The following is a 24,621-nucleotide window of genomic DNA, read 5'->3' as shown; positions in this document are numbered from 1 at the left end:
TTACAGTTTCTTGGCTTTCTCGATCGCTTCGTCGATGCTGCCGACCATGTAGAACGCTTGTTCTGGCAGGTGGTCGTAGTCACCTTTGAGGATGCCGCTGAAGCCAGCGATGGTGTCCTTGAGCGAAACGTACTTGCCTGGCGAGCCGGTGAAGACTTCGGCCACGAAGAACGGCTGCGACAGGAAGCGCTGGATCTTACGAGCGCGGGCAACCAGTTGCTTGTCGGCTTCGGACAGTTCGTCCATACCCAGGATCGCGATGATGTCCTTCAGCTCTTTGTAGCGCTGCAGAACATACTGAACGCCACGAGCGGTCTCGTAGTGCTCGGTGCCGATCACGTTCGGGTCCAGCTGGCGCGAAGTCGAGTCCAGTGGGTCGACCGCTGGGTAGATACCCAGGGAAGCGATGTCACGGGACAGAACGACGGTGGCGTCCAAGTGGGCGAAGGTGGTCGCTGGCGACGGGTCGGTCAGGTCGTCCGCAGGTACGTATACGGCCTGTACGGAGGTGATCGAACCTTCCTTGGTCGAAGTGATACGCTCTTGCAGAACGCCCATCTCTTCGGCCAGGGTCGGCTGGTAACCTACTGCCGAAGGCATACGGCCCAGCAGTGCGGATACTTCGGTACCGGCCAGGGTGTAACGATAGATGTTGTCGACGAACAGCAGAACGTCGTTACCTTCGTCACGGAACTTCTCAGCCATGGTCAGGCCGGTCAGCGCTACGCGCAGACGGTTTCCTGGTGGCTCGTTCATCTGACCGTAGACCAGCGCTACCTTGTCGAGAACGTTGGAGTCCTTCATCTCGTGGTAGAAGTCGTTACCCTCACGAGTACGCTCACCCACACCAGCGAACACGGAGTAACCGCTGTGTTCCATGGCGATGTTACGGATCAGTTCCATCATGTTAACGGTCTTGCCGACGCCGGCACCACCGAACAGACCAACCTTACCGCCCTTGGCGAACGGGCAGACCAGGTCGATAACCTTGATGCCGGTTTCCAGCAGGTCGTTGCCGCCCGCCTGGTCAGAGAACGAAGGCGCTGGCTGGTGGATACCGCGACGCTCTTCTTCGCCGATTGGACCGGCTTCGTCGATCGGGTTGCCCAGGACGTCCATGATACGGCCCAGGGTTGCCTTGCCGACAGGTACCGAGATGGCAGCCTTGGTGTCGACGACATCCAGACCGCGCTTCAGACCTTCGGTCGAGCCCATCGCAATGGTACGAACCACGCCGTCGCCCAGCTGCTGCTGAACTTCCAGGGTGGTTTCCGCGCCTTGTACTTTCAGCGCGTTGTAAACACTCGGCACGGCATCACGTGGGAATTCCACGTCGATGACGGCGCCGATGATTTGAACGATACGTCCGCTACTCATAGCTGGATCCTCTGAATTTTTGAACCGTTAAACCGCGGCAGCGCCGCCGACGATTTCCGAGATCTCCTGGGTGATCGCAGCCTGACGCGCCTTGTTGTAGATCAACTGAAGCTCTTTGATCAAATCACCGGCGTTGTCTGTGGCGTTCTTCATGGCGATCATCCGGGCCGCTTGTTCAGCAGCGTTGTTCTCGACCACCGCCTGGTAGACCTGCGACTCCACGTAACGCACCATCAAGCCGTCCAGCAGCTCTTTTGCGTCGGGTTCGTACAGGTAGTCCCAGTGGTGCTTGAGTTCCTGATCCGGGGTTGCCACCAACGGTACCAACTGCTCTACCGTCGGTTTTTGGGTCATGGTGTTGATGAACTTGTTCGAAACCACCGAGAGGCGATCAATGCGGCCGTCCAGGTAGGCGTCCAGCATCACCTTGACGGAGCCGATCAGATCATTGATCGATGGCTCTTCGCCCAGGTGGCTGATCGCAGCTACGACGTTGCCGCCAAAGATGCGGAAGAAAGTCGCACCCTTGCTGCCGATCACGCACAGGTCGATTTCAACGCCCTGTTCGCGGTTTTCGTTCATGTCCTTGACCAGGGCCTTGAACAGGTTGGTATTCAAGCCACCGCACAGACCACGGTCACTGCTCACCACGATATAACCAGCGCGCTTTACTGGGCGCTCGATCATGAACGGGTGACGGTATTCCGGGTTGGCGTTGGCCAGATGACCGATCACCTGGCGGATACGCTCCGCGTAAGGACGGCTAGCAGCCATGCGCATTTGTGCCTTGCGCATCTTGCTGACCGCCACTTTCTCCATGGCGCTGGTAATTTTTTGCGTGCTTTTGATGCTCGCAATCTTACTGCGAATCTCTTTTGCGCCTGCCATGTATCACCTATCAGGTTAGCAAGCGGGGGCCGGAGCCCCCGCTGCGGCTTACCAGGTCTGGGTGGCCTTGAACTTCTCGATACCGGCTTTCATGCCAGCGTCGATTTCGTCGTTGAAGTCACCCTTCACGTTGATCTTCGCCATCAGTTCGGCGTGATCACGGTTGAAGTAGGCGATCAGCGCTTGCTCGAAGCTGCCAACCTTGGAGACTTCTACGTCGGTCAGGAAACCACGCTCAGCGGCGTACAGCGACAGGGCCATGTCGGCGATCGACATTGGCGCGTACTGCTTCTGCTTCATCAGCTCGGTAACGCGCTGACCATGCTCCAGCTGCTTGCGGGTAGCCTCGTCCAGGTCCGAAGCGAACTGGGCGAAGGCCGCCAGTTCACGGTACTGGGCCAGGGCGGTACGAATACCACCGGACAGCTTCTTGATGATCTTGGTCTGGGCGGCACCACCAACACGGGATACCGACACACCGGCGTTAACGGCAGGACGGATGCCTGCGTTGAACATGGCCGATTCCAGGAAGATCTGACCGTCGGTGATCGAGATCACGTTGGTCGGAACGAACGCGGAAACGTCGCCAGCCTGGGTTTCGATGATCGGCAGAGCGGTCAGCGAGCCAGTCTTGCCGGTTACGGCACCGTTGGTGAACTTCTCGACGTACTCTTCAGAAACGCGCGATGCACGCTCCAGCAGACGGGAGTGGAGATAGAACACGTCGCCTGGGTACGCTTCACGTCCTGGTGGACGGCGCAGCAGCAGGGAGATCTGACGGTAGGCAACGGCCTGCTTGGACAGGTCATCGTAAACGATCAGGGCGTCTTCACCGCGGTCACGGAAGAACTCGCCCATGGTGCAGCCGGCGTAAGGCGCCAGGAACTGCAGTGCGGCGGATTCCGAGGCGCTGGCAACGACCACGATGGTGTTGGCCAGGGCGCCAGCTTCTTCCAGCTTGCGAACGATGTTGGCAACGGTGGAACGCTTCTGGCCGACTGCAACATAAACACAGAAAATACCGGAGTCTTTCTGGTTGATGATGGCGTCGATGGCCATGGCGGTCTTGCCGATCTGACGGTCACCGATGATCAGCTCGCGCTGGCCACGGCCGACAGGGATCATGGCGTCGACGGACTTGTAGCCAGTCTGTACAGGCTGGTCTACCGACTTACGCCAGATCACGCCTGGAGCTACTTTCTCGACCGCGTCGGTCTGGGTGTTGCCCAGAGGACCTTTGCCGTCGATCGGGTTACCCAGTGCGTCGACGACGCGACCCAGCAGTTCCTTACCAACCGGAACTTCCAGGATGCGGCCGGTGCACTTGGCGCTCATGCCTTCGGCGAGGGTGTCATAGGCACCCAGGATCACTGCACCTACGGAGTCTTGCTCCAGGTTCAGGGCCATGCCGAATACGCTGCCAGGGAACTCGATCATTTCGCCGTACATGACGTCGGCCAGACCGTGGATCCGCACGATGCCGTCGGAAACCGAAACGACGGTACCTTCGTTACGGGCTTGGGAGCCGACATCGAGGTTGTCGATGCGGCCCTTGATGATTTCACTAATTTCGGAAGGATTGAGTTGCTGCATTGCTCTGCTGCCCCTTCAAACTCAAGATTTCAAGGCTTCGGCCAGTTTCGCGATTTTCCCGCGAACCGAACCGTCGATTACCAGGTCGCCAGCGCGGATGACGACGCCGCCGATCAGGCTGGCATCCTCCGACGCGTGCAGGCGCACTTCCTGGCCTAACCGTGCACTGAGAACCTTGGCGAGTTTGTCTTGCTGTTCTTGGTTCAACGCAAAAGCACTGGTGACTTCCACGTCCACGGACTTCTCTTGCTCGGCCTTGTACAGGTCGAACAGAGTCGAAATCTCCGGCAGAAGCAGGAGACGTTCGTTTTCCGCGGCAACATGAATGAAATTCTGTGCCTTGGCGTCAAACTTGTCACCGCACACTTCAATGAATGCGGCGGCCTTTTCTGCGCTAGTCAGTTGCGGGGCCTTGAGCAGGCGCTGCATGGTGTCGTCTTGCGACACCGCAGCAGCCAGGCCGAGCATGGCTGACCAATTGGCCAGTTGCTGATGGGCCTGGGCATGCTCGAAGGCAGCCTTAGCGTAAGGTCGGGCCAACGTGGTCAGTTCTGCCATGATCGCCCTCGCTTAAATTTCAGCGGCCAGTTTGTTAACCAGCTCCGCATGCGCGTTTTGATCGATTGTGGCGCCAAGGATCTTTTCAGCACCGCCAACGGCCAGGGCACCCACTTGGGCACGCAGGGCGTCTTTGACGCTGTTCAGTTCCTGTTCGATCTCGGCTTGAGCCTGAGCCTTCACACGGTCAGCTTCGACGCGAGCCTGTTCACGGGCTTCCTCGACAAGCTGAGCAGCGCGTTTCTTGCTTTGCTCAATGATTTCGGCTGCCTGTGCCTTCGCTTCACGCAGTTGCTGACCCGCTTTCTCTTGGGCCAGCTCCAGGTCGCGAGCTGCGCGGTTGGCAGCGTCCAAGCCGTCGGCAATCTTCTTTTGGCGCTCTTGCAGGGCAGTGATGACCGGAGGCCATACGTACTTCATGCAGAAGAGTACAAAAATCAGAAAAGCAACGGATTGGCCAATCAGGGTTGCATTAATGTTCACGCCAACACCTCGCTCGGTCTTTGTCCATCACACCAATCAACTCGTAAGAACGAGTGATTAGCCGGCGATCTGACCAACGAAGGGGTTCGCGAAGGTGAAGAACAGAGCAATACCAACACCGATCATGGTTACGGCGTCGAGCAGACCGGCAACGATGAACATTTTGACCTGCAGCATCGGAACCATTTCTGGCTGGCGAGCAGCGCCTTCCAGGAACTTGCCGCCCAGCAGGCCGAAACCAATGGCGGTACCCAGAGCACCCAGGCCGATCAGCAGAGCAACAGCGATAGCGGTCAGACCAACTACAGTTTCCATCTTTCCTCCCGACTTTTACGTCGTATTGGTTAGGTTTTTAGTTTGAAGCGGTAAAACAAATCGTTTGGTACAGCATGCCCTTGCGGACTTTTTAAGCCCTCCCCCCAAACGGGCGGGGAAGGCTATCAGACACGCCAGGCGGTCTTAATGGTTATCTTCGTGAGCCATCGACAGATAGACGATGGTCAGCATCATGAAGATGAAAGCTTGCAGGGTGATGATCAGGATGTGGAACACGGCCCACGCCCACTGCAGCACCACACCCAGGCCGCTGAGCCAGAGGATGCCGGCGCCGAACATCACCGCGATCAGGATGAACACCAGCTCGCCGGCGTACATGTTGCCGAACAGACGCAGGGCCAACGAGATCGGCTTGGCGATCAGGGTGACGAATTCGAGCAGGAAGTTCACCGGGATCAGCAGGATCTGCATGAAGATGTTCTTGCTGCCGAACGGGTGCAGGGTCAGCTCGCCGAGGAAGCCACCCAGGCCCTTGACCTTGATGCTGTAGAAAATGATCAGGGCGAACACGCAGAAGGCCATTGCCAGGGTCGCGTTCGGGTCGGTGGTCGACACCGCGCGGAACGGAATGTGCGGATCACCGGAGATCAGGATGGCCAGCTGAGGAATCCAGTCGACCGGCACCAGGTCGATGGCGTTCATCAGGAAGACCCAGACGAAGATGGTCAGCGCCAGCGGGGCAATCACCGGGCTACGGCCGTGGAAAGAGTCCTTCACGCTGCCGTTGACGAAGTCCACCAGCACTTCCACGAAGTTCTGCAGACCGCTCGGTTGGCCGGAAGTCGCCTTCTTGGCCGCCATGCGGAAAATGAACAGGAAGATCAGACCCAGCGCAACGGACCAGCCGAGAGTGTCCACGTGGAACGCCCAGAAGCCCATTGCCTTGGCTTCTGCAGCCGAATGGGCGAAGCCCCAGCTGCCGTCTGGTAGTTGACCGTAGGTCAGGTTCTGCAAGTGGTGCTGGATATAGCCCGAAGCGGTTTCTGCTGCCATGGTTGCCTCAAACGCCCTAAGGTCTCGAAAGTCTTTTATTCATCAGCAGGGGCGCGAACCAGCTGACCAAAAGGGTCAGCACGAAGACGCCGAATACTGCCAACGGCGCCAATGGCTTCACTCCTGCGAAGGTCAGTGCAAACAGCACTGCCGTCAAAATCATCTTGCCTGCCTCGCCCGCGTAGAACGACTTGACGATGGCCTGCGCCGCCCGGGCTCCGCTGAAGCGAAAAGCCTTCCAGGCGAAATACACATTGGGCAGCCAGGCAATCAGCCCTCCGCAGAGACCTGAATATCCACTGACCACCCCTTTCCACTGCCACAACACCAACGTTGCCAGCAGCAGCACGACAAACTGAGCCAGCAGTACCGGAAAAACCGCCCAGCGATGGAAAGGCAGGCGGTTTGGCGTGCGGATTTCCATCACAACTGCTCCTCGAAAGTCGACCGCCTAGTCAGCAATGACTTGGCATAATTTGTGCCGACAAAATGCGCGCAGAGTATAGGGGTGGATTAACCCCTATTCAACTCTTCGGTAGTGATTTCCGACTGCGCGCTACAACAGGAATTGTTTCAGCGGATGTGAGCAAGCACGCCTTGCAACTCGTCGAGCGAGTTATAGCGGATAACCAATTGGCCCTTGCCCTTGTTGCCATGGCGGATTTGTACCGCCGAGCCCAGGCGCTCTGCCAGCCGCTGTTCAAGACGGGCGATATCCGGATCAGGTTTGCTCGCCTCGACCGGCTCAGGTTTGCCGTTGAGCCACTGACGCACCAGTGCCTCGGTCTGGCGCACCGTGAGTCCGCGTGCGACAACGTGACGCGCCCCTTCCTCCTGGCGATCTTCCTCAAGACCGAGCAAGGCGCGGGCGTGCCCCATCTCCAGGTCGCCATGGGCGAGCATGGTCTTGATCGCCTCGGGCAGCGAGATCAGGCGCAACAGGTTGGCCACGGTCACCCGCGACTTGCCGACGGCGTCCGCTACCTGCTGCTGGGTCAGCTCGAACTCCTGCTGCAGACGCTGCAGGGCGAGCGCCTCTTCCAGTGGGTTGAGGTCCTCGCGCTGGATGTTCTCGATCAACGCCATGGCGATGGCGGCTTCGTCGGGCACTTCGCGGACCATGGCCGGAACGGTGTCCAGGCCGGCCTGCTGGGTGGCGCGCCAGCGGCGCTCACCGGCGATGATCTCGTAGCGGTTGTCGCCGATCGGGCGTACCACGATCGGTTGCATGACGCCATGGGTGCGAATCGAGTGCGCCAGTTCCTCAAGCGCCTCGGGATCCATGTCGCGGCGCGGCTGGTACTTGCCGCGCTGGATCAGCTCGACCGGCAGGTGTTGCAGTTCCTTCTGGTCGATCTTGACAGCCTGCGCCTCGAGCGCGCTGACGGAAGGACCACTGAGCAGTGCATCCAACCCACGTCCGAGACCGCGTTTCTTGATGGCCATGCGGATTCCTTAAGTTGTCTGTGCAATGCGTGATGGACGGCGCTGACGGCGGACCAGTTCCCCGGCCAGCGCCAGATAGGCGAGCGCGCCACGGGATTGCTTGTCGTAGGCCAGGGCCGGCATGCCGAAGCTCGGCGCCTCGGCCAGGCGAATGTTGCGCGGGATTACCGTGTCGTACAGCTGGTCGCCGAAGTGTTCCTTGAGCTGCGCCGAAACATCGTTGTTCAGGCTCAGTCGCGGGTCGTACATGGTCCGCAGCAGGCCTTCGATCTTCAGCTCCGGGTTCAACCGGGCGGCGATGCGCTTGATGTTATCCACAAGGTCGCTGAGACCTTCCAGCGCGTAGTACTCGCACTGCATGGGGATGATCACGCCATCGGAGGCGACCAGGGCGTTGAGCGTCAGCATCGACAGCGACGGCGGGCAGTCGATGAGGATGTAGTCGTAGTTCTCGCGGATCGGCGCCAGCGCATTGCGCAGGCGGCTCTCCTTCATCTGCATTTCCAGCAGGACCACCTCGGCGGCGGTCAGGTCGCGGTTGGCCGGCAACAGCTGGTAACCGCCGTGCTCGGAGTAGTGCATGGCCTGGGCCAGGTCGCATTCCCCGATCAGCAGGTCGTACACCGAGTGCTCGAGCTCGTGTTTATCCACACCGCTGCCCATGGTGGCGTTGCCCTGTGGATCGAGGTCGATCAGCAGCACGCGACGCTTGGTCGCGGCCAGCGATGCGGCGAGATTGATGCAGGTGGTGGTCTTGCCCACACCACCCTTCTGGTTCGCGATTGCGAATACCTTAGCCATTGTTGCGTGTGTTCCCAGTCATGCCTTGCGGCGCAGTATCAGCAGATGGCGCTGGCCCTGGCAACCTGGAACGGTCAGGGCCTGCTCGCTTTCCACTGTGAAGTCTGCGGGCAATGCTACCAGTTCGTCGGCAGGATGCAGCCCCTTCATTGCAAGCCATTGCGTGCGGGCGTCACCCAGGTGGCGGGTCCAGTTGGTGAAATTCTCCATGCTGCTGAACGCTCGGGAAACGATCCCGCAGAACGGCTGCTCGGGCTGGACCTCTTCCACCCGGCTGTGGATAACCGTGAGGTTGTCCAGTTTCAGTTCCATCTTCACCTGGGTGAGGAAACGGGTCTTCTTGCCGTTGCTGTCCAGCACTGTCACCTGTTTGTGCGGATGCAGGATGGCCAGCGGAATGCCCGGCATGCCGCCGCCGCTGCCGACATCCAGCCAGCGCTGGGTGTCATTGTGGATAAACGGCATGACACTCAGGCTGTCGAGCAGGTGGCGCGAGACCATCTCGTCCGGGTCGCGGACCGCGGTCAGGTTGTAGGCCTTGTTCCATTTGATCAACAGGGCCAGGTAGCCCAGCAGCAGCTCGTGCTGCTGCGCACTCAGCTCGACACCGAGCTGGCGCGCACCTGTGGACAACTCTTCGGCGTGTTGCGGGGTGACCTGAGAACTCAAGCGCTTTGCTCCAATTCGCGGCCTGCGCCGCGTTTTTTCAAGTGAATCAGCAACAGGGAAATCGCCGCCGGGGTGACACCCGGAATGCGTGACGCCTGGCCCAGGGTCTCGGGACGGGTCTGTCCGAGCTTGCCTTGGATCTCCTTGGACAGGCCGGAAATCGTGGTGTAGTCGATATCCACAGGCAGGCGCGTGTCTTCGCTGGCGCGCAGACGGGCGATCTCTTCCTGTTGGCGGTCGATGTAGCCGGCGTACTTGGTCTTGATTTCGACCTGTTCGGCAACCTGTGGATCGATCACTTCACCGCCGGTCGCCTCGATCAAGCCAGCGTAGTCGACTTCCGGACGGGCGAGCAGGTTGAGCAGGCTGTATTCGTGGGCCAGCGGGGTGCCGAACTTATCCACAATGGCCTGGCCCTGCGGCGTGCCCGGGCGAACCCAGGTGCTCTTCAGGCGTTGTTCCTCACGCTCGATGCCTTCGCGCTTGGCGCAGAACGCGGCCCAGCGCTGGTCGTCGACCAAGCCCAGCTCCCGACCTTTCTCGGTCAGGCGCAGGTCGGCGTTGTCTTCACGCAGGATCAGCCGGTACTCGGCACGCGAGGTGAACATGCGGTACGGCTCCTGGGTCCCCAGGGTGATCAGGTCGTCGACCAGCACGCCGATGTAGGCCTCGTCGCGGCGCGGGCACCAGCTTTCACGGCCCTGGGCACGCAGCGCGGCGTTGGTCCCGGCCAGCAGGCCCTGGGCGCCGGCCTCTTCGTAACCAGTGGTGCCGTTGATCTGGCCGGCGAAGAACAGGCCGCCGATGACCTTGGTCTCGAGGCTGTACTTCAGGTCGCGTGGGTCGAAGTAGTCGTACTCGATGGCATAGCCCGGACGGACGATGTGGGCGTTTTCCATGCCGCGGATCGAGCGGACGATCTCCAGCTGCACGTCGAACGGCAGCGAAGTGGAAATACCGTTGGGGTACAGCTCGTGGGTGGTCAGGCCTTCCGGCTCGATGAACACCTGGTGGCTTTCCTTGTCGGCGAAGCGATGGATCTTGTCCTCGATCGACGGGCAGTAGCGCGGGCCGATGCCTTCGATCACGCCGGAGTACATCGGCGAACGGTCGAGGTTCGAGGCGATGATCTCGTGGGTGCGGGCGTTGGTGTGGGTAATCCAGCAGCTCACCTGGCGCGGATGCATTTCGGCATTGCCCATGAACGACATCACCGGGATCGGCGTGTCGCCCGGTTGTTCGGTCATCACCGAGAAGTCCACGGAACGGCCATCGATGCGCGGCGGCGTGCCGGTCTTCAGCCGGCCGACGCGCAGCGGCAGTTCACGCATGCGCTGGGCCAGGGCGTTGGCGGGTGGATCGCCGGCGCGACCACCGGAGTAGTTCTGCAGACCAATGTGGATAAGTCCGCCGAGGAAGGTCCCGCTGGTCAGGACCACGGAGTCGGCGAAGAAGCGCAGACCCATTTGCGTGACCACGCCCTTGACCTGCTCCTGCTCGACGATCAGGTCATCGCAGGACTGCTGGAATATCCACAGGTTCGGCTGGTTTTCCAGGATTTCGCGCACCACCGCCTTGTAGATGGCGCGGTCGGCCTGCGCACGGGTGGCGCGTACGGCCGGGCCCTTGCGGTTGTTCAGGATGCGGAACTGGATGCCGCTCTTGTCGGTGGCCAGCGCCATGGCGCCGCCGAGCGCATCGATTTCCTTGACCAGGTGGCTCTTGCCGATGCCGCCGATGGCCGGGTTGCAACTCATGTGACCGAGGGTTTCCACGTTGTGGGTCAGCAGCAGGGTTTTCACACCCATGCGTGCGGACGCAAGCGCAGCCTCGGTACCGGCATGGCCGCCGCCGATGACGATCACTTCAAAACGGGAAGGGAAATCCACCACGCACCTCGTGCCTGTTTTTGCGAATAGAGAAGGTAAGCGGACAAGTATAGGGACTTACCGCCCTTCAAAGAAACCTTCTGAGCAAAAAATGAGCAGGCTGTGGATGAATGGCAGGCAAAAGAAAACAAAGAGGAAAAATTTAAAAAAGCTTTGTTTTTATGTTTATGTTTAGGGCCCATCCTGTCTGTGCATAAGTATTTCAAGGCCACAGAATACGGCATGTACAGAGAATCAAAACCCTGTGTCGAAACAGGCCTGTGGGCTCTGGATAGCGCTGTTTAACCTGTGGATGAATGTGCCTGTTACCCACAGGGCGGGTTGTCCTCAGAAAAAAAGCCCGGTTATCAACGGAGCTGAGGCCGAGTTTTCCACAGAGCTCCCGAGTCAGTACTTCTGTCTGTGGATGAAGTAGTGGTAGCGAGCTTGCCTCGCGAAGCAGGCTTACAGATATGGCACCGGCTGCACCGGTGTTTACGGTTCAAGCCCGCTCCTGCAATCCCCGAATCACAGGCAAAAAAAAGCCGCTCCAAGCAGGAGCGGCTTCGGTATCACGCGGCTGTGGACTACTTGCCGATGCAGAAGCTCGAGAAAATCCTGCCAAGCAGGTCATCCGAACTGAACGCCCCGGTAATTTCCCCCAGCGCCTGTTGTGCCTGGCGCAGATCCTCCGCCAGCAGCTCTCCCGCCCCAGCCAGGGTCAGCTGCGCCCGACCATGCTCCAGGTGCTCACTGGCCTGGCGCAGCGCTTCCAGGTGCCGGCGACGGGCGCTGAAGCTGCTCTCTGCGGTCTGTTCATATCCCATGCATGCCTTGAGGTGGTCACGCAGCAAGTCCAGGCCCATGTCGTTCTCGCGGGCGCTCAGGGTGATGGTCACGTGGCCGTCGTCGCTCTGTTCCATGCCCACGGCTTCACCACTCAGATCGGCCTTGTTGCGGATCAGGGTAACCTTGGCCACATCCGGACGCTGATCGAGGAATTCCGGCCACAGGGCAAAGGGATCACTGGCTTCCGGTGCAGTCGAGTCGACAACCAGCAGTACCCGGTCGGCCTCGCTAATGGCCTTGAGCGCCCTTTCTACACCGATCTTTTCCACATGGTCATCGGTATCGCGCAGGCCGGCGGTGTCGACCACATGCAACGGCATGCCATCTATGTGGATATGTTCGCGCAGGATGTCCCGGGTGGTGCCGGCGATATCGGTGACGATCGCCGCCTCTCGTCCGGCCAGCTGGTTGAGCAGGCTCGATTTTCCGGCGTTCGGCCGGCCGGCAATGACCACGGTCATGCCGTCGCGCAACAAGGCGCCCTGCCCGGCTTCGCGCTGCACTGTGGACAACTCGCTGCGCACGTCATCGAGCATGCGCAACACATGGCCATCGGCGAGGAAGTCGATTTCTTCTTCTGGGAAGTCGATAGCCGCCTCGACGTAGATGCGCAAGGCAATTAGCGCCTCGGTCAGCCCATGCACGCGCTTGGAGAACGCCCCCTGCAGGGAACGCAGGGCATTACGGGCAGCTTGCGTGGAGCTGGCTTCGATCAGGTCAGCGATGGCTTCGGCCTGGGCCAGGTCGAGCTTGTCGTTGAGGAAGGCACGCTCGCTGAACTCGCCCGGACGTGCCAATCGGCAGCCCAGCTGCAGGCAGCGCTGCAGCAGCATGTCCATGACTACCGGCCCCCCATGGCCCTGCAGCTCCAGGACGTCTTCGCCGGTGAACGAGTTCGGCCCGGGGAAGAACAGCGCGATGCCTTCGTCCAGGACCAGGTCATCGGCATCACGAAACGGGCCGTAGTGGGCATGGCGCGGGGTCAGCGTGCGGCCGGTGATGGCCTGCCCGGCCTGGTTGGCCAGCGGCCCGGACAAGCGGACGATACCGACCCCGCCTCGGCCCTGGGCGGTGGCGATGGCGGCGATGGTTTCACGCACAGTATTCATGCTCGAAAGCCTCTACAACGAATTCGTCAGATAGCAAAAACGCCCCACTAGGGGGCGTTTTTATTCACAGGCAAACAAGCTTGCCCGTCAAGCGGCAGCTTTTTTGGTCGCTGCCTCGATGCTGCGGGTGATGTACCACTGCTGTGCGATCGACAGGCAGTTGTTCACAACCCAGTACAGCACCAGGCCGGCCGGGAACCACAGGAAGAAGAAGGTGAAGATGATCGGCATCATTTTCATCACCTTGGCCTGCATCGGATCCGGCGGGGTCGGGTTCAGACGCTGCTGGATGAACATGGTGGCGCCCATGATGATCGGCAGGATGAAGAACGGATCCTTGATCGACAGGTCGGTGATCCACAGCATCCACGGGGCCTGGCGCATCTCTACGCTTTCCAGCAGTACCCAGTACAGGGCCAGGAACACCGGCATCTGCACCAGGATCGGCAGGCAGCCGCCCAGCGGGTTGATCTTCTCTTTCTTGTACAGCTCCATCATCGCCTGGGACATCTTCTGGCGATCGTCACCGAAGCGTTCCTTGAGCTGGGCCAGTTTCGGCGCCACGGCACGCATACGCGCCATCGAGCGGTAGCTGGCGGCCGACAGCGGGAAGAACAGGCCCTTGATCAGCATGGTCAGGACGATGATCGACCAGCCCCAGTTGCCGAGCAGGCTGTGGATATGTTGCAGCAGCCAGAAGATCGGCTGGGCGATGAACCACAGGAAGCCGTAGTCGACGGTCAGTTCCAGGCCTGGGGACAGTTCCTTGAGCTTGGACTGGATCTTGGGACCTGCATACAGCATGGCGCTGGTTTCGACCTTGCCGCCGGCAGGAACGTTAAGCGCAGGGCCGGTGTAGCCGATGATGTAGTTGCCCTGGCTGTCCTTGCGGGTCTGGACAGCGTTGTTGTCCGATTTGCTCGGGATCCAGGCGGTCACGAAGTAGTGCTGCAGCCAGGCGACCCAGCCACCGGTCACATTTTCTTTCAAACTGCCTTTGTCGATGTCTTTCATCGACACTTTCTTGTACGGCTCGGAAGCTGTCCACAGGGCGGCGCCCAGGTAGGTGGCCGTGCCGGTGGCGGTGCTCGACGACGGGTCGGAGCTGGCGTCGCGCTTGAGCTGGGCAAACATGTTGCCGCTCCAGGCCTGGCTGCTCTGGTTGTCGATCAGGTAGCTGACGGTCAGGTCGTACTCACCGCGCTTGAAGCTGAAGCGCTTGATGTAGTTGACACCGTTCTCGCTGAACTTCAGGTCCACGACCATCTGGTCCTGGCCGTCGGCAAGCTGGAAGCTTTTCTGCTCTGCGGCGTACAGCGGGCGACCAGTGGCGCGGGCGTCTGGGCCGTTGGTACCGGTCAGGCCGCTCTGGGCCAGGTACACACGCTCGCCGCCATTGTCGAACAGCTGGAACGGAATGTCCGGATGGTCCTGGCGACGTGGGTACTTCGGCAGGTTCAGCTGGACGATGTCACCACCGACCGGGTCGATAGCCAGGTCCAGGACATCGGTCTTGATCCGGATCAGGTCCTTGCTGACCGCGACTGGCGCAAGTTCAGCAGGGCTGGATTCAGCATTGGCGCTCGGCACATCGGCGCTTGCACCGGAGTTGCCGGCCGGCACGGTGTCCGGCAGGGCCGGGGCAGCATTGCTGGCAGCAGCATTCTGAGTCGGCAGGGCAGCCTGGCCATAGTCCTGGTTCCACTTGAGGACCATGACATAGGACACGATTGCCAGGGCGACGATCAGGATCGTGCGTTTAATATCCATGATTACTCGGCTATCGAAGAAGTTCGGGAGGAAGGAGCAGGTGGAACGGGATCGAAACCGCCGTCGTTCCACGGATGACAACGCCCCAGGCGACGAACGGCCAGCCACCCACCACGCAAGAGGCCATGATTTTCGATGGCTTCATAGGCGTAACAGGAACAGCTGGGATAGAAACGACAGTGACTGGCCATCAGTGGACTGATGGCGTAACGGTAGAACTGGATCGGAACGAGGGCCAGTTTACGCATTGTGACTGTCTACCCCTGCGGAATCGGCGACCGCTGGAGAGGGCCGACTGCGGACCAGTCGCTTCCAGAGCTTGCCAAAGTGTTGGTGCAATTCTGGGTTTTCCACTTCGCCCAACCCCTTGCGTGCGACGATCACGATATCCAGCCCAGCCAGCATCTGCTGGTTCAGGCGGAACGAATCGCGCATCAGGCGTTTCAGGCGATTGCGTTGAACGGCGAGCTTGACGCTCTTCTTGCCGATCACCAGGCCGAGGCGTGGATGATCGAGGCCGTTCTCGCGGGCAAGGATAAGCAGGTTTTTCCCTGGAACCTTGCCGGTTGGGGAGTCGAAGACCGCTTTGAAATGCCGGGGTGTAAGCAGTCGCTTTTCCCGACTGAAGTCCTGACTCACCACCTGTGCCGAAAAATCAAATGGCCAGACGCTTACGGCCTTTGGCACGGCGACGCGACAGAACAGCACGGCCGTTCTTGGTAGCCATACGGGCACGGAAACCGTGAGTGCGGGCGCGCTTGATGGTGCTTGGTTGGAAAGTACGTTTCATGGCGTGTTACCTGGGTTGGTCGACAACGGGCCGGAAGGGCCCCCTTTTTAAGAGATCGGCGATTCTAGAGAAAGCAAGCCGATAGGTCAATTTCCAACCAGCCTTTCCTTATGGAAGGTCGAGGTCGATGGGCATCATGTCGACTGGCTAACCTGAAAGCGGGCAAATCAAAAAAACAAAAGAGGCATATAAAAAGCTTTTCTGAAGAACTTATAGATCTTAGGTGGATAACCTTCTGTGGATAACATCCTCTAGGCCATGATTTACGTACTGTACAGAAAATCACAACCTTGTCGGTAAGGGGTGTTCTGTCTGTGTCCCGCATGAGGAAAACCTGTGCAGGAATAGGCACTTTATCCACAGATGATTTATCCACAGATCAGAACCCAGGGTTGTGCATAGCCCACAGGTGCTGTTATCCACAGGGCTTATCAACAGCGCCCGAAGGGTGTTCAAGTCGTTTTTTGGCGGATTTACCCTGATAGTGGGTGGCGTCACGTGTGGATAACTGACCGCCCGCCCGGTACAATGGCGGTTTGTTTTTGCCTCATCCGGCTTTCAACTCAGGGGATATCCGTGTCAGTGGAACTTTGGCAGCAGTGCGTGGAGCTTCTGCGCGATGAGCTGCCTGCCCAGCAATTCAACACCTGGATCCGTCCGCTACAGGTCGAAGCCGAAGGCGACGAGTTGCGCGTCTATGCGCCCAACCGCTTCGTGCTCGACTGGGTCAATGAAAAGTACCTTGGCCGCCTGCTCGAACTGCTGGGTGAACAGGGCAGCGGTATCGCACCCGCCCTTTCCTTATTAATAGGCAGCCGTCGCAGTTCCGCAGCCCGTGCCGCACCCAACGCCCCTGTCAGTGCCGCCGTTGCGGCAACCCTTGCGCAACAGGCGCAGGTGCAGCAGCCAGCGCCCGTACTCGAGCCTGTCAGCGCACTCGTGGTAGAGCCGGCACAGGTTGCCGAAGTCGAGGAGCCCTCTTCACGCAACAGCTTCGACAGCATGGCCGAGATCACGACCGCTCCGGTTGCCAGCGGTCGCACCGAACAGCGTACGGTGCAGGTCGAGGGTGCCCTGAAGCACACCAGCTACCTGAACCGCACCTTCACCTTTGAAACCTTCGTCGAAGGCAAGTCGAACCAACTGGCCCGGGCTGCGGCCTGGCAGGTTGCCGACAACCCGAAGCACGGCTACAACCCACTGTTCCTTTATGGTGGCGTCGGCTTGGGTAAGACGCACTTGATGCACGCCGTGGGTAACCATCTGCTGAAGAAAAACCCGAACGCCAAGGTGGTCTACCTGCATTCGGAGCGCTTCGTCGCTGACATGGTCAAGGCGCTGCAGTTGAACGCGATCAACGAGTTCAAGCGCTTCTACCGTTCGGTCGATGCGTTGCTCATCGATGACATCCAGTTCTTCGCCCGCAAGGAGCGTTCCCAGGAAGAGTTTTTCCACACCTTCAACGCCTTGCTCGAGGGCGGCCAGCAGGTGATCCTCACCAGCGACCGCTACCCGAAGGAAATCGAAGGCCTGGAAGAGCGCCTGAAGTCTCGCTTCGGCTGGGGCCTGACGGTAGCCGTCGAGCCGCCGGAGCTGGAAACCCGCGTGGCGATCCTGATGAAGAAGGCCGACCAGGCCAAGGTCGAGCTGCCGCACGATGCCGCATTCTTCATCGCCCAGCGTATCCGCTCCAACGTGCGTGAGCTCGAAGGTGCCCTGAAGCGGGTGATTGCCCACTCGCACTTCATGGGCCGCGACATCACCATCGAGCTGATCCGAGAGTCGCTCAAGGATCTGCTGGCGCTGCAGGACAAGCTGGTCAGTGTGGATAACATCCAGCGCACCGTGGCCGAGTACTACAAGATCAAGATCTCCGATCTGCTGTCCAAGCGACGGTCGCGCTCCGTGGCGCGTCCACGCCAGGTGGCCATGGCGTTGTCGAAAGAGCTGACCAACCATAGTCTGCCGGAGATCGGCGACATGTTTGGCGGCCGCGACCACACCACCGTGCTGCACGCCTGCCGCAAGATCAACGAATTGAAGGAATCCGACGCGGACATCCGCGAGGACTACAAGAACCTGCTGCGCACGCTGACGACCTGATGGCCGTCTGCGCAGCTAATTGAAGGCAAGGGACTAGACCATGCATTTCACCATTCAACGCGAAGCCCTGTTGAAACCCCTGCAACTGGTCGCAGGCGTCGTCGAGCGCCGCCAGACCTTGCCGGTCCTGTCCAACGTCCTGCTGGTCGTGCAAGGCCAGCAGCTGTCGTTGACCGGTACCGACCTGGAAGTCGAACTGGTTGGCCGCGTCCAGCTGGAAGAGCCTGCGGAGCCGGGCGAGATCACCGTCCCTGCGCGCAAGCTGATGGACATCTGCAAGAGCCTGCCCAGCGACGTGCTGATCGACATCAAGGTCGACGAGCAGAAGCTGCTGGTCAAGGCCGGCCGCAGCCGTTTCACCCTGTCCACCCTGCCGGCCAATGACTTCCCGACCGTGGAAGAAGGCCCGGGCTCGCTGACCTGCAACCTGGAGCAGAGCAAGCTGCGCCGCCTGATCGAGCGCACCAGCTTTGCCATGGCCCAGCAGGATGTGCGCTACTACCTAAACGGCATGCTACTGGAAGTGTCCACCGACACCCTGCGCGCCGTCGCCACCGATGGCCACCGTCTGGCACTGTGTGCCATGCAGGCGCCCATTGGCCAGGCTGAACGCCACCAGGTCATCGTGCCACGCAAGGGTATCCTCGAGCTGGCGCGTCTGCTCACCGACCCGGAAGGCATGGTCAGTATCGTCCTGGGCCAGCATCACATTCGCGCCACCACCGGTGAGTTCACCTTCACCTCCAAGCTGGTCGATGGCAAGTTCCCGGACTACGAGCGTGTCCTGCCCAAAGGCGGCGACAAGTTGGTAATCGGTGATCGTCAGGCACTGCGCGAGGCATTCAGCCGTACCGCGATCCTGTCCAACGAAAAGTACCGCGGCATCCGTCTGCAACTGGCCGCCGGTCAACTGAAGATCCAGGCAAACAACCCAGAGCAGGAAGAAGCGGAAGAAGAGATCAGCGTCGACTACAACGGCAGCTCGTTGGAGATTGGTTTCAACGTCAGCTACCTGCTGGACGTGCTGGGTGTCATGACAACTGAACAGGTTCGCCTGATCCTGTCGGACTCCAACAGCAGCGCCCTGCTGCAGGAAGCTGGCAATGACGACTCGTCCTACGTTGTCATGCCGATGCGTCTGTAACCCATAGCAGGCGACATGTCCCTTCGACGTCTTTCGGTCACCGCGGTGCGCAACCTGCACCCGGTGACCCTCTCACCCTCCCCCCGCATCAACATCCTTTACGGCGCCAATGGCAGCGGCAAGACTAGCGTGCTCGAAGCCGTGCATCTGCTTGGCCTGGCGCGCTCTTTCCGCAGCACACGGCTGAACCCGGTGATCCAATACGATCAGCCGACCTGTACGGTGTTTGGTCAGGTCGAACTGGCTGAAGGCGGCATGAGTAACCTGGGCGTTTCGAGGGAACGTCAGGGGGACTTCACCATTCGTATCGATGGCCAGAATGCGCGTAGCGCCGCGCAACTGGCCGAGATGCTGCCGCTGCAATTGATCAACCCGGACAGTTTCCGGCTGCTCGAAGGTGCGCCCAAAGTGCGCCGTCAATTTCTCGACTGGGGTGTGTTCCACGTGGAACCACGCTTCATGGCGACTTGGCAGCGCCTGCAGAAGGCCCTGCGGCAGCGGAACTCATGGCTGCGGCATGGTACACTTGATGCCGTTTCGCAAGCCGCCTGGGATCGGGAGTTATGTCTCGCCAGTGCGGAAATAGATGAATACCGTCGCAACTACATCAAGGCCTTGAAGCCTGTCTTCGAGCGTACCCTGAGCGAGCTGGTCGAACTGGACGGGCTGACCCTGAGCTACTACCGAGGTTGGGACAAGGACCGGGAACTGAACGAAGTCCTCGCAACCTCTCTCCTTCGCGATCAGCAGATGGGCCATACCCAGGCCGGGCCACAACGTGCCGATCTGCGCCTGCGATTGGGTGCGAACAACGCGGCCGACATCCTCTCGCGAGGGCAGCAGAAGCTGGTGGTCTGTGCCTTGCGCATCGCCCAGGGACATCTGGTCAGCCAGGTTCGTCGCGGCCAGTGTATTTATCTGGTGGATGACCTGCCGTCCGAGTTGGACGAGCAGCATCGCCGCGCCCTGTGCCGCTTGCTTGAAGAATTGAACTGCCAGGTGTTCATCACCTGTGTAGACCACGAATTTCTGAGGGAAGGCTGGCAGACGGAAACGCCAGTCGCCTTGTTCCACGTGGAACAGGGCCGTATCACCCAGACCCACGACCATCGGGAGTGAAGGCATGAGCGAAAATCAAACGTACGACTCCTCCAGCATCAAGGTGCTGAAAGGGCTGGATGCCGTACGCAAGCGTCCCGGCATGTACATTGGCGACACCGATGACGGCAGCGGCCTGCACCACATGGTGTTCGAGGTGGTCGACAACTCGATCGACGAAGCCCTGGCCGGGCACTGCGATGACATCACCGTCATCATTCACCCGGACGAATCCATCAGCGTCCGTGACAACGGCCGTGGTATTCCGGTCGACGTGCATAAAGAAGAAGGCGTTTCCGCGGCCGAGGTCATCATGACCGTGCTGCACGCCGGCGGTAAGTTCGACGACAACTCCTATAAGGTATCCGGCGGTCTGCACGGCGTAGGTGTTTCGGTAGTAAACGCCCTGTCCGAGCAGCTGGTGCTCACCGTTCGTCGTAGCGGCAAGATCTGGGAACAGACCTACGTCCATGGTGTACCCCAGGCGCCGATGGCGGTCGTCGGTGAAAGCGAAACCACCGGTACCCACATCCACTTCAAGCCGTCGGCTGAAACCTTCAAGAACATCCACTTCAGCTGGGACATTCTTGCCAAGCGTATCCGCGAGCTGTCGTTCCTGAACTCGGGCGTTGGCATCCTGCTGAAAGACGAGCGCAGCGGCAAGGAAGAGTTCTTCAAGTACGAAGGCGGCCTGCGCGCATTCGTTGAGTACCTGAACACCAACAAGACCCCGGTCAACTCCCAGGTCTTCCACTTCAACGTTCAGCGTGACGATGGCGTGGGTGTCGAAGTCGCCCTGCAGTGGAACGACAGCTTCAACGAAAACCTGCTGTGCTTCACCAACAACATTCCCCAGCGTGACGGTGGTACCCACCTGGTCGGCTTCCGTTCCTCGCTGACCCGTAGCCTGAACAGCTACATCGAGCAGGAAGGCCTGGCGAAGAAGAACAAGGTCGCCACCACCGGTGACGACGCCCGTGAAGGCCTGACCGCGATCATTTCGGTCAAGGTGCCGGATCCGAAGTTCAGCTCGCAGACCAAGGACAAGCTGGTTTCCTCGGAGGTTAAGACCGCCGTGGAACAGGAAATGAACAAGTACTTCGCCGACTTCCTGTTGGAGAACCCCAACGAAGCCAAGGCCGTGGTCGGCAAGATGATCGACGCTGCCCGTGCCCGTGAAGCGGCGCGTAAAGCTCGTGAAATGACTCGTCGCAAAGGCGCGCTGGACATCGCTGGCCTGCCGGGCAAACTGGCTGACTGCCAGGAGAAGGACCCTGCCCTTTCCGAACTGTACCTGGTGGAGGGTGACTCCGCGGGTGGTTCGGCCAAGCAAGGCCGCAACCGTCGCACCCAGGCGATCCTGCCGCTCAAGGGCAAGATCCTCAACGTCGAGAAAGCGCGCTTCGACAAGATGATCTCTTCCCAGGAGGTCGGCACGCTGATCACCGCACTGGGTTGTGGTATCGGCCGCGAAGAGTACAACATCGACAAGCTGCGTTATCACAACATCATCATCATGACCGATGCTGACGTTGACGGTTCGCACATCCGTACCCTGCTGCTGACCTTCTTCTTCCGTCAGCTGCCGGAGCTGGTCGAGCGGGGCTACATCTATATCGCCCAGCCGCCACTATACAAAGTGAAGAAAGGCAAGCAGGAGCAGTACATCAAGGACGACGAGGCCATGGAAGAATACATGACCCAATCGGCCCTGGAAGATGCCAGCCTGCACCTGGACGAGTCCGCGCCAGCCGTATCCGGCGTTCAGCTCGAAGCGCTGGTCAACGAGTTCCGCGCCGTGATGAAGACCCTCAAGCGTCTGTCGCGCCTGTACCCGGAAGAGCTGACCGAGCACTTCATCTACCTGCCAAAGGTTTCCCTTGAGCAACTGGCTGACAAGGCGCAGATGGATGTTTGGCTGAAGGCGTTCCAGCAGCGTCTGGATAACAGCCAGCGTTCTGGCCTGGCTTACAAAGCCGACTTGCACGAGGACAAGGAGCGTAATCTCTGGCTGCCTGTCGTTGAAACAACCTCCCATGGTTTGGCCAGCTATGTCACGTTCAACCGTGACTTCTTCGGCAGCAATGACTACAAGACTGTCGTCGCGCTGGGCGAAAAGCTGGGCACATTGCTGGGCGACGGCGCTTATGTTCAGCGTGGCGAACGTCGCAAGGCGGTCACCGAGTTCAAGGAAGCCCTCGACTGGCTGATGAACGAGAGCACCAAACGCCACACCATCCAGCGATACAAAGGGCTGGGTGAGATGAACCCGGACCAGCTGTGGGAAACCACCATGGACCCAACCGTTCGCCGCATGCTCAAGGTGACCATCGAGGACGCCATTGCCGCCGACCAGCTGTTCAACACCCTGATGGGTGATGCGGTCGAGCCGCGTCGCGACTTCATCGAAAGCAACGCGTTGTCGGTGTCCAACCTGGATTTCTGATTGGTCGATCGGAATAAATCTTGAGGAGCGCTTTCGGGCGGCTCCTCAGCTATTTAAAATCGGGTAAAAATAAAGCCGCTTCATCCTTTCGATGAAGCGGCTTTATTTTTTCTTCTGGTTAGCGATTGGGCAAGCTACGGCAGTGTCTACAGACGAATTCGAGCCGTCCACGGCGCATACGAGTGTAGGCGCAAACATGCACAGGACGAACAATTGGGCATGTGATAGACATGTCATCAATTCTCGCAAACGATCGGCAGTTATGGACTCGCTAATACCCATCTGCTATCGTTTCAGCGCCAACGTCGACGAAAGCAGTAAGGTATTTGCGAGGTAAGCACGTCGCAAACCTTCACGCGCTGTACTCGGCTATTCTCTGGCGGCTTGAAAACCGAGCCGCCAGAGAATTCCTAAATCTTCAACTTCTATTCCTACCTGTCTAGCTCAATTCGATTCATTGCGACCGAGAAGTTCCTCGATTGAGTGAATGTCAGTCTGCACCTCCTGAGATCGATGCGGATGTTAAACACGCCCCTGTGTGGAACGAAATCGCATTCGATATCCCGCTCTGCGCAAATCTGATGGCATTCAGATAGAAAGTGATCTGTTATCCGTTGCCTTTGCAGATCCTGCTTGTCGATCAGGTAGTCGTGAACCATCACTCCCGTGAGCGCAGCTTTCTGGATGCTGACGTCAATGAAATAGTTCAAGACGCTATCAAAATCAGGCATTCAGTGATCTCATTCAGGGGGGCATACAACTGGTTCTCTGGGGTCAATCTAGCAATAAGCTATCGGTCGCGCAATAGGGGTGCAAAAATAATTTAAAGGCACCCCTTACTCATTCCTAACGAAGACTTAACGGGGTTGCTAGCTACTGAACCTTTTTGTGTTCCACGTGGAACGTTCGATAGTTCACACTCCGAGCATCTTGAGGCGACGGTAAAGGGTTCGCTCACTCATACCAAGATGCTCAGCCAGTTCGCTACGAGATCCGCTGAAGGTCTCCAGCGCGTACGCCAGGTTATGCATCTCATTCCCTGGTCGTCTGCGTGGTTTTTCCCGCACAGTCAGATGAAGGTCCTCAGGTAGGTGCTGGGGGTGGATAAGCCCGTCTTCAGAAAATAGTCTGGCTCGTTCAAGGATGTTGCGCAGTTCACGGATGTTACCTGGGAAGTGATGCAGGGTTAACTGAGCCAGCGTTTCCTCCATGAGCTTCGGCGGTTGCTTGCCCGCCATGCGCTGAAGCAGCGTTTCGCACAATAGCGGAAGATCCTCAATCCTTTCTCGCAAGGCGGGAAGTCTGATTGGGAACCCGCTGATGCGGTAATACAGGTCTTCGCGGAACGTCCCTTCGGCGGCCATCTCTTTCAATGGCTTGTGCGTGGCCGAGACCAGACGAAAGTCCGAATGGACCGTGCGCGTGCTGCCGACCGGGCGGAAGCTGCCGGACTCGATCAGGCGCAGCAGTTTCACCTGCATGGCCAGCGGCACTTCACCAATCTCGTCAAGGAACAGGGTCCCGCCATGCGCTGCTTCGGCCAGGCCTATCTTGCGTTGAGTTGCGCCGGTGAAGGCGCCCTTCTCATAGCCGAACAGCTCACTCTCGAACAACGACTCGGTCAACCCGGTGCAGTCCACTACCACCAGGGGGCCATTGGCTCGGGGGCTGCCCAAGTGCAAGGCGCGGGCGAACAGCTCCTTGCCCGTACCCGACTCACCCTGGAGCAGTACCGGAATCTGCGCAGGGGCTGCACGTTGCAAACTGGCCACGGCGGTCTTGAAGGCTGGCGCCCGGCCGACCAGCCCTTGTTGTTGAGGTTGTGCCGATGCCAGGGTGACGCTGGTCAGGCGTTCGACGAAGGCCACCACCCTACCCTCGTCATCGAGGATCGGGCGCAGCTCCACATCCACATGTTCCGGCCCTCGCGGGGTGTGATGGATGTGGAGCACGCGCTCGGGCACCTTGCTGTCCAGCGATTTGCGCAACGGGCAATGTTCCCCGGCCTGGTCGCAAGGCACGGCATAGTGGTGCGAGACCCGGTGGCATTTTTCGCCGATCGGCGCGTGCTCTTCGTTGCCGAACTGGCGACGGTACGCCGCGTTGGCAGCCAGGATGTTGTAGTCGGTGTCCAGCACGATGCTGGGCAGCACATCGTGTTCGAGGTAGGACACCAGCGCGAGGATCGCGGGATGGGAAGCGGCTAGCATGACAACACCAGATGAAGGACCTGGCGAGGGTACCAAGGACTGCCAAACACTGCCATCGGCTGACAGTCGACTGCCAGGAACTGTCACCAT

At 59.5% G+C, this 24,621-nt stretch carries 23 protein-coding genes; 5 read left to right on the top strand and 18 right to left on the bottom strand.

Annotated features, from left to right (window positions below; all coding sequences use genetic code 11):
• The 12 genes from atpD to mnmG all read right to left on the bottom strand — a co-directional run bounded on the left by atpD (position 1) and on the right by mnmG (position 11,033).
• Positions 1-1,377, bottom strand: a complete 1,377-nt coding sequence (gene atpD, locus DMX06_RS08350; RefSeq protein WP_028690019.1) for a F0F1 ATP synthase subunit beta — start codon at positions 1,375-1,377, stop codon at positions 1-3.
• Positions 1,378-1,404: 27 nt separating this feature from the next.
• Positions 1,405-2,265 (bottom strand): F0F1 ATP synthase subunit gamma, encoded by an 861-nt coding sequence (gene atpG / locus DMX06_RS08345; RefSeq protein WP_028690020.1) that lies wholly within the window; start codon positions 2,263-2,265, stop codon positions 1,405-1,407.
• A 48-nt stretch (positions 2,266-2,313) separates the two neighbouring features.
• Entirely contained in the window at positions 2,314-3,858 is a 1,545-nt protein-coding gene (atpA, locus tag DMX06_RS08340; protein WP_038707082.1) for a F0F1 ATP synthase subunit alpha, read from the bottom strand.
• A gap of 21 nt (positions 3,859-3,879) precedes the next feature.
• Positions 3,880-4,416 carry a F0F1 ATP synthase subunit delta gene (locus DMX06_RS08335; protein WP_023628561.1) on the bottom strand — a complete coding sequence of 179 codons (537 nt, stop codon included), beginning with the start codon at positions 4,414-4,416 and terminating at the stop codon, positions 3,880-3,882.
• Positions 4,417-4,428: 12 nt separating this feature from the next.
• On the bottom strand, positions 4,429-4,899 hold the full coding sequence (locus DMX06_RS08330) for a F0F1 ATP synthase subunit B (protein ID WP_023383136.1): 471 nt from the start codon (positions 4,897-4,899) through the stop codon (positions 4,429-4,431).
• Positions 4,900-4,956: 57 nt separating this feature from the next.
• Positions 4,957-5,214, bottom strand: coding sequence for a F0F1 ATP synthase subunit C (gene atpE / locus DMX06_RS08325; RefSeq protein WP_003097235.1), 258 nt, complete (start codon positions 5,212-5,214; stop codon positions 4,957-4,959).
• A 144-nt stretch (positions 5,215-5,358) separates the two neighbouring features.
• Positions 5,359-6,228, bottom strand: coding sequence for a F0F1 ATP synthase subunit A (gene atpB, locus DMX06_RS08320; protein ID WP_110736142.1), 870 nt, complete (start codon positions 6,226-6,228; stop codon positions 5,359-5,361).
• Between the two features lie 16 nt (positions 6,229-6,244).
• Positions 6,245-6,652, bottom strand: a complete 408-nt coding sequence (locus DMX06_RS08315) for a F0F1 ATP synthase subunit I (RefSeq protein WP_011536507.1) — start codon at positions 6,650-6,652, stop codon at positions 6,245-6,247.
• Between the two features lie 149 nt (positions 6,653-6,801).
• A complete protein-coding gene (locus DMX06_RS08310) occupies positions 6,802-7,674 on the bottom strand; it encodes a ParB/RepB/Spo0J family partition protein (protein ID WP_110736140.1) in 873 nt (290 codons plus the stop codon).
• A 9-nt stretch (positions 7,675-7,683) separates the two neighbouring features.
• Positions 7,684-8,475, bottom strand: coding sequence for a ParA family protein (locus tag DMX06_RS08305; protein ID WP_011536509.1), 792 nt, complete (start codon positions 8,473-8,475; stop codon positions 7,684-7,686).
• Positions 8,476-8,493: 18 nt separating this feature from the next.
• Positions 8,494-9,144, bottom strand: a complete 651-nt coding sequence (gene rsmG, locus DMX06_RS08300) for a 16S rRNA (guanine(527)-N(7))-methyltransferase RsmG (RefSeq protein WP_110736139.1) — start codon at positions 9,142-9,144, stop codon at positions 8,494-8,496.
• Positions 9,141-11,033, bottom strand: coding sequence for a tRNA uridine-5-carboxymethylaminomethyl(34) synthesis enzyme MnmG (mnmG, locus tag DMX06_RS08295; RefSeq protein ID WP_110736137.1), 1,893 nt, complete (start codon positions 11,031-11,033; stop codon positions 9,141-9,143). The genes rsmG and mnmG overlap by 4 nt, the downstream gene beginning before the upstream one ends.
• A gap of 102 nt (positions 11,034-11,135) precedes the next feature.
• On the opposite strand from mnmG, the gene DMX06_RS26100 reads away from it, so the two are divergent.
• Positions 11,136-11,318, top strand: a complete 183-nt coding sequence (locus DMX06_RS26100; protein ID WP_146232189.1) for a hypothetical protein — start codon at positions 11,136-11,138, stop codon at positions 11,316-11,318.
• A 281-nt stretch (positions 11,319-11,599) separates the two neighbouring features.
• Here DMX06_RS26100 and mnmE read toward each other — a convergent pair whose 3' ends face one another.
• The 5 genes from mnmE to rpmH all read right to left on the bottom strand — a co-directional run bounded on the left by mnmE (position 11,600) and on the right by rpmH (position 15,530).
• Positions 11,600-12,970 carry a tRNA uridine-5-carboxymethylaminomethyl(34) synthesis GTPase MnmE gene (mnmE, locus tag DMX06_RS08290; protein WP_110736135.1) on the bottom strand — a complete coding sequence of 457 codons (1,371 nt, stop codon included), beginning with the start codon at positions 12,968-12,970 and terminating at the stop codon, positions 11,600-11,602.
• Between the two features lie 87 nt (positions 12,971-13,057).
• Positions 13,058-14,740: a membrane protein insertase YidC gene (yidC, locus tag DMX06_RS08285; RefSeq protein WP_110736133.1), complete on the bottom strand. Its 1,683-nt coding sequence runs from the start codon at positions 14,738-14,740 to the stop codon at positions 13,058-13,060.
• A 2-nt stretch (positions 14,741-14,742) separates the two neighbouring features.
• Positions 14,743-14,988 (bottom strand): membrane protein insertion efficiency factor YidD, encoded by a 246-nt coding sequence (yidD, locus tag DMX06_RS08280; RefSeq protein WP_011536514.1) that lies wholly within the window; start codon positions 14,986-14,988, stop codon positions 14,743-14,745.
• On the bottom strand, positions 14,981-15,382 hold the full coding sequence (rnpA, locus tag DMX06_RS08275; RefSeq protein WP_110736132.1) for a ribonuclease P protein component: 402 nt from the start codon (positions 15,380-15,382) through the stop codon (positions 14,981-14,983). The genes yidD and rnpA overlap by 8 nt, the downstream gene beginning before the upstream one ends.
• Positions 15,383-15,395: 13 nt before the next feature.
• The gene (gene rpmH / locus DMX06_RS08270; protein ID WP_003253163.1) at positions 15,396-15,530 is read right to left on the bottom strand and encodes a 50S ribosomal protein L34; all 135 of its coding nucleotides are present in this window, start codon (positions 15,528-15,530) and stop codon (positions 15,396-15,398) included.
• Positions 15,531-16,106: 576 nt separating this feature from the next.
• Here rpmH and dnaA point away from each other — a divergent pair.
• Genes dnaA through gyrB form a run of 4 tightly spaced genes read left to right on the top strand, consistent with a single transcriptional unit; the run spans position 16,107 to position 22,321 of the window.
• Positions 16,107-17,633 carry a chromosomal replication initiator protein DnaA gene (gene dnaA, locus DMX06_RS08265; protein WP_110736130.1) on the top strand — a complete coding sequence of 509 codons (1,527 nt, stop codon included), beginning with the start codon at positions 16,107-16,109 and terminating at the stop codon, positions 17,631-17,633.
• Between the two features lie 40 nt (positions 17,634-17,673).
• Positions 17,674-18,777, top strand: a complete 1,104-nt coding sequence (dnaN, locus tag DMX06_RS08260; protein ID WP_050707605.1) for a DNA polymerase III subunit beta — start codon at positions 17,674-17,676, stop codon at positions 18,775-18,777.
• A 15-nt stretch (positions 18,778-18,792) separates the two neighbouring features.
• Complete coding sequence (gene recF, locus DMX06_RS08255) at positions 18,793-19,896, top strand: DNA replication/repair protein RecF (protein WP_110736128.1); 1,104 nt, start codon at positions 18,793-18,795, stop codon at positions 19,894-19,896.
• Between the two features lie 4 nt (positions 19,897-19,900).
• Entirely contained in the window at positions 19,901-22,321 is a 2,421-nt protein-coding gene (gene gyrB, locus DMX06_RS08250) for a DNA topoisomerase (ATP-hydrolyzing) subunit B (RefSeq protein WP_110736126.1), read from the top strand.
• Positions 22,322-23,235: 914 nt separating this feature from the next.
• Here the strand turns inward: gyrB and DMX06_RS08240 are convergent.
• Complete coding sequence (locus tag DMX06_RS08240) at positions 23,236-24,531, bottom strand: sigma-54 interaction domain-containing protein (protein ID WP_110736123.1); 1,296 nt, start codon at positions 24,529-24,531, stop codon at positions 23,236-23,238.
• Between the last annotated feature and the right edge of the window lie 90 nt (positions 24,532-24,621).

It is taken from the genome of Pseudomonas mosselii (assembly GCF_003205295.1).
Taxonomy (GTDB): Bacteria; Pseudomonadota; Gammaproteobacteria; order Pseudomonadales; family Pseudomonadaceae; genus Aquipseudomonas; species Aquipseudomonas mosselii_B.
This window is presented reverse-complemented; position numbering and strand designations above follow the sequence as displayed.

Bases quoted from the DNA above. Each gene is read 5' to 3' on its own strand.
- DMX06_RS08305 (WP_011536509.1), bottom strand. From the start codon at position 8,475: ATGGCTAAGGTATTCGCAATCGCGAACCAGAAGGGTGGTGTGGGCAAG.
- atpE (WP_003097235.1), bottom strand. From the start codon at position 5,214: ATGGAAACTGTAGTTGGTCTGACCGCTATCGCTGTTGCTCTGCTGATC.
- atpA (WP_038707082.1), bottom strand. From the start codon at position 3,858: ATGCAGCAACTCAATCCTTCCGAAATTAGTGAAATCATCAAGGGCCGC.
- atpB (WP_110736142.1), bottom strand. From the start codon at position 6,228: ATGGCAGCAGAAACCGCTTCGGGCTATATCCAGCACCACTTGCAGAAC.
- recF (WP_110736128.1), top strand. From the start codon at position 18,793: ATGTCCCTTCGACGTCTTTCGGTCACCGCGGTGCGCAACCTGCACCCG.
- DMX06_RS08240 (WP_110736123.1), bottom strand. From the start codon at position 24,531: ATGCTAGCCGCTTCCCATCCCGCGATCCTCGCGCTGGTGTCCTACCTC.
- atpG (WP_028690020.1), bottom strand. From the start codon at position 2,265: ATGGCAGGCGCAAAAGAGATTCGCAGTAAGATTGCGAGCATCAAAAGC.
- dnaN (WP_050707605.1), top strand. From the start codon at position 17,674: ATGCATTTCACCATTCAACGCGAAGCCCTGTTGAAACCCCTGCAACTG.
- yidD (WP_011536514.1), bottom strand. From the start codon at position 14,988: ATGCGTAAACTGGCCCTCGTTCCGATCCAGTTCTACCGTTACGCCATC.
- yidC (WP_110736133.1), bottom strand. From the start codon at position 14,740: ATGGATATTAAACGCACGATCCTGATCGTCGCCCTGGCAATCGTGTCC.
- mnmE (WP_110736135.1), bottom strand. From the start codon at position 12,970: ATGAATACTGTGCGTGAAACCATCGCCGCCATCGCCACCGCCCAGGGC.
- atpD (WP_028690019.1), bottom strand. From the start codon at position 1,377: ATGAGTAGCGGACGTATCGTTCAAATCATCGGCGCCGTCATCGACGTG.
- DMX06_RS08310 (WP_110736140.1), bottom strand. From the start codon at position 7,674: ATGGCCATCAAGAAACGCGGTCTCGGACGTGGGTTGGATGCACTGCTC.
- gyrB (WP_110736126.1), top strand. From the start codon at position 19,901: ATGAGCGAAAATCAAACGTACGACTCCTCCAGCATCAAGGTGCTGAAA.
- rpmH (WP_003253163.1), bottom strand. From the start codon at position 15,530: ATGAAACGTACTTTCCAACCAAGCACCATCAAGCGCGCCCGCACTCAC.
- DMX06_RS08335 (WP_023628561.1), bottom strand. From the start codon at position 4,416: ATGGCAGAACTGACCACGTTGGCCCGACCTTACGCTAAGGCTGCCTTC.
- DMX06_RS08315 (WP_011536507.1), bottom strand. From the start codon at position 6,652: ATGGAAATCCGCACGCCAAACCGCCTGCCTTTCCATCGCTGGGCGGTT.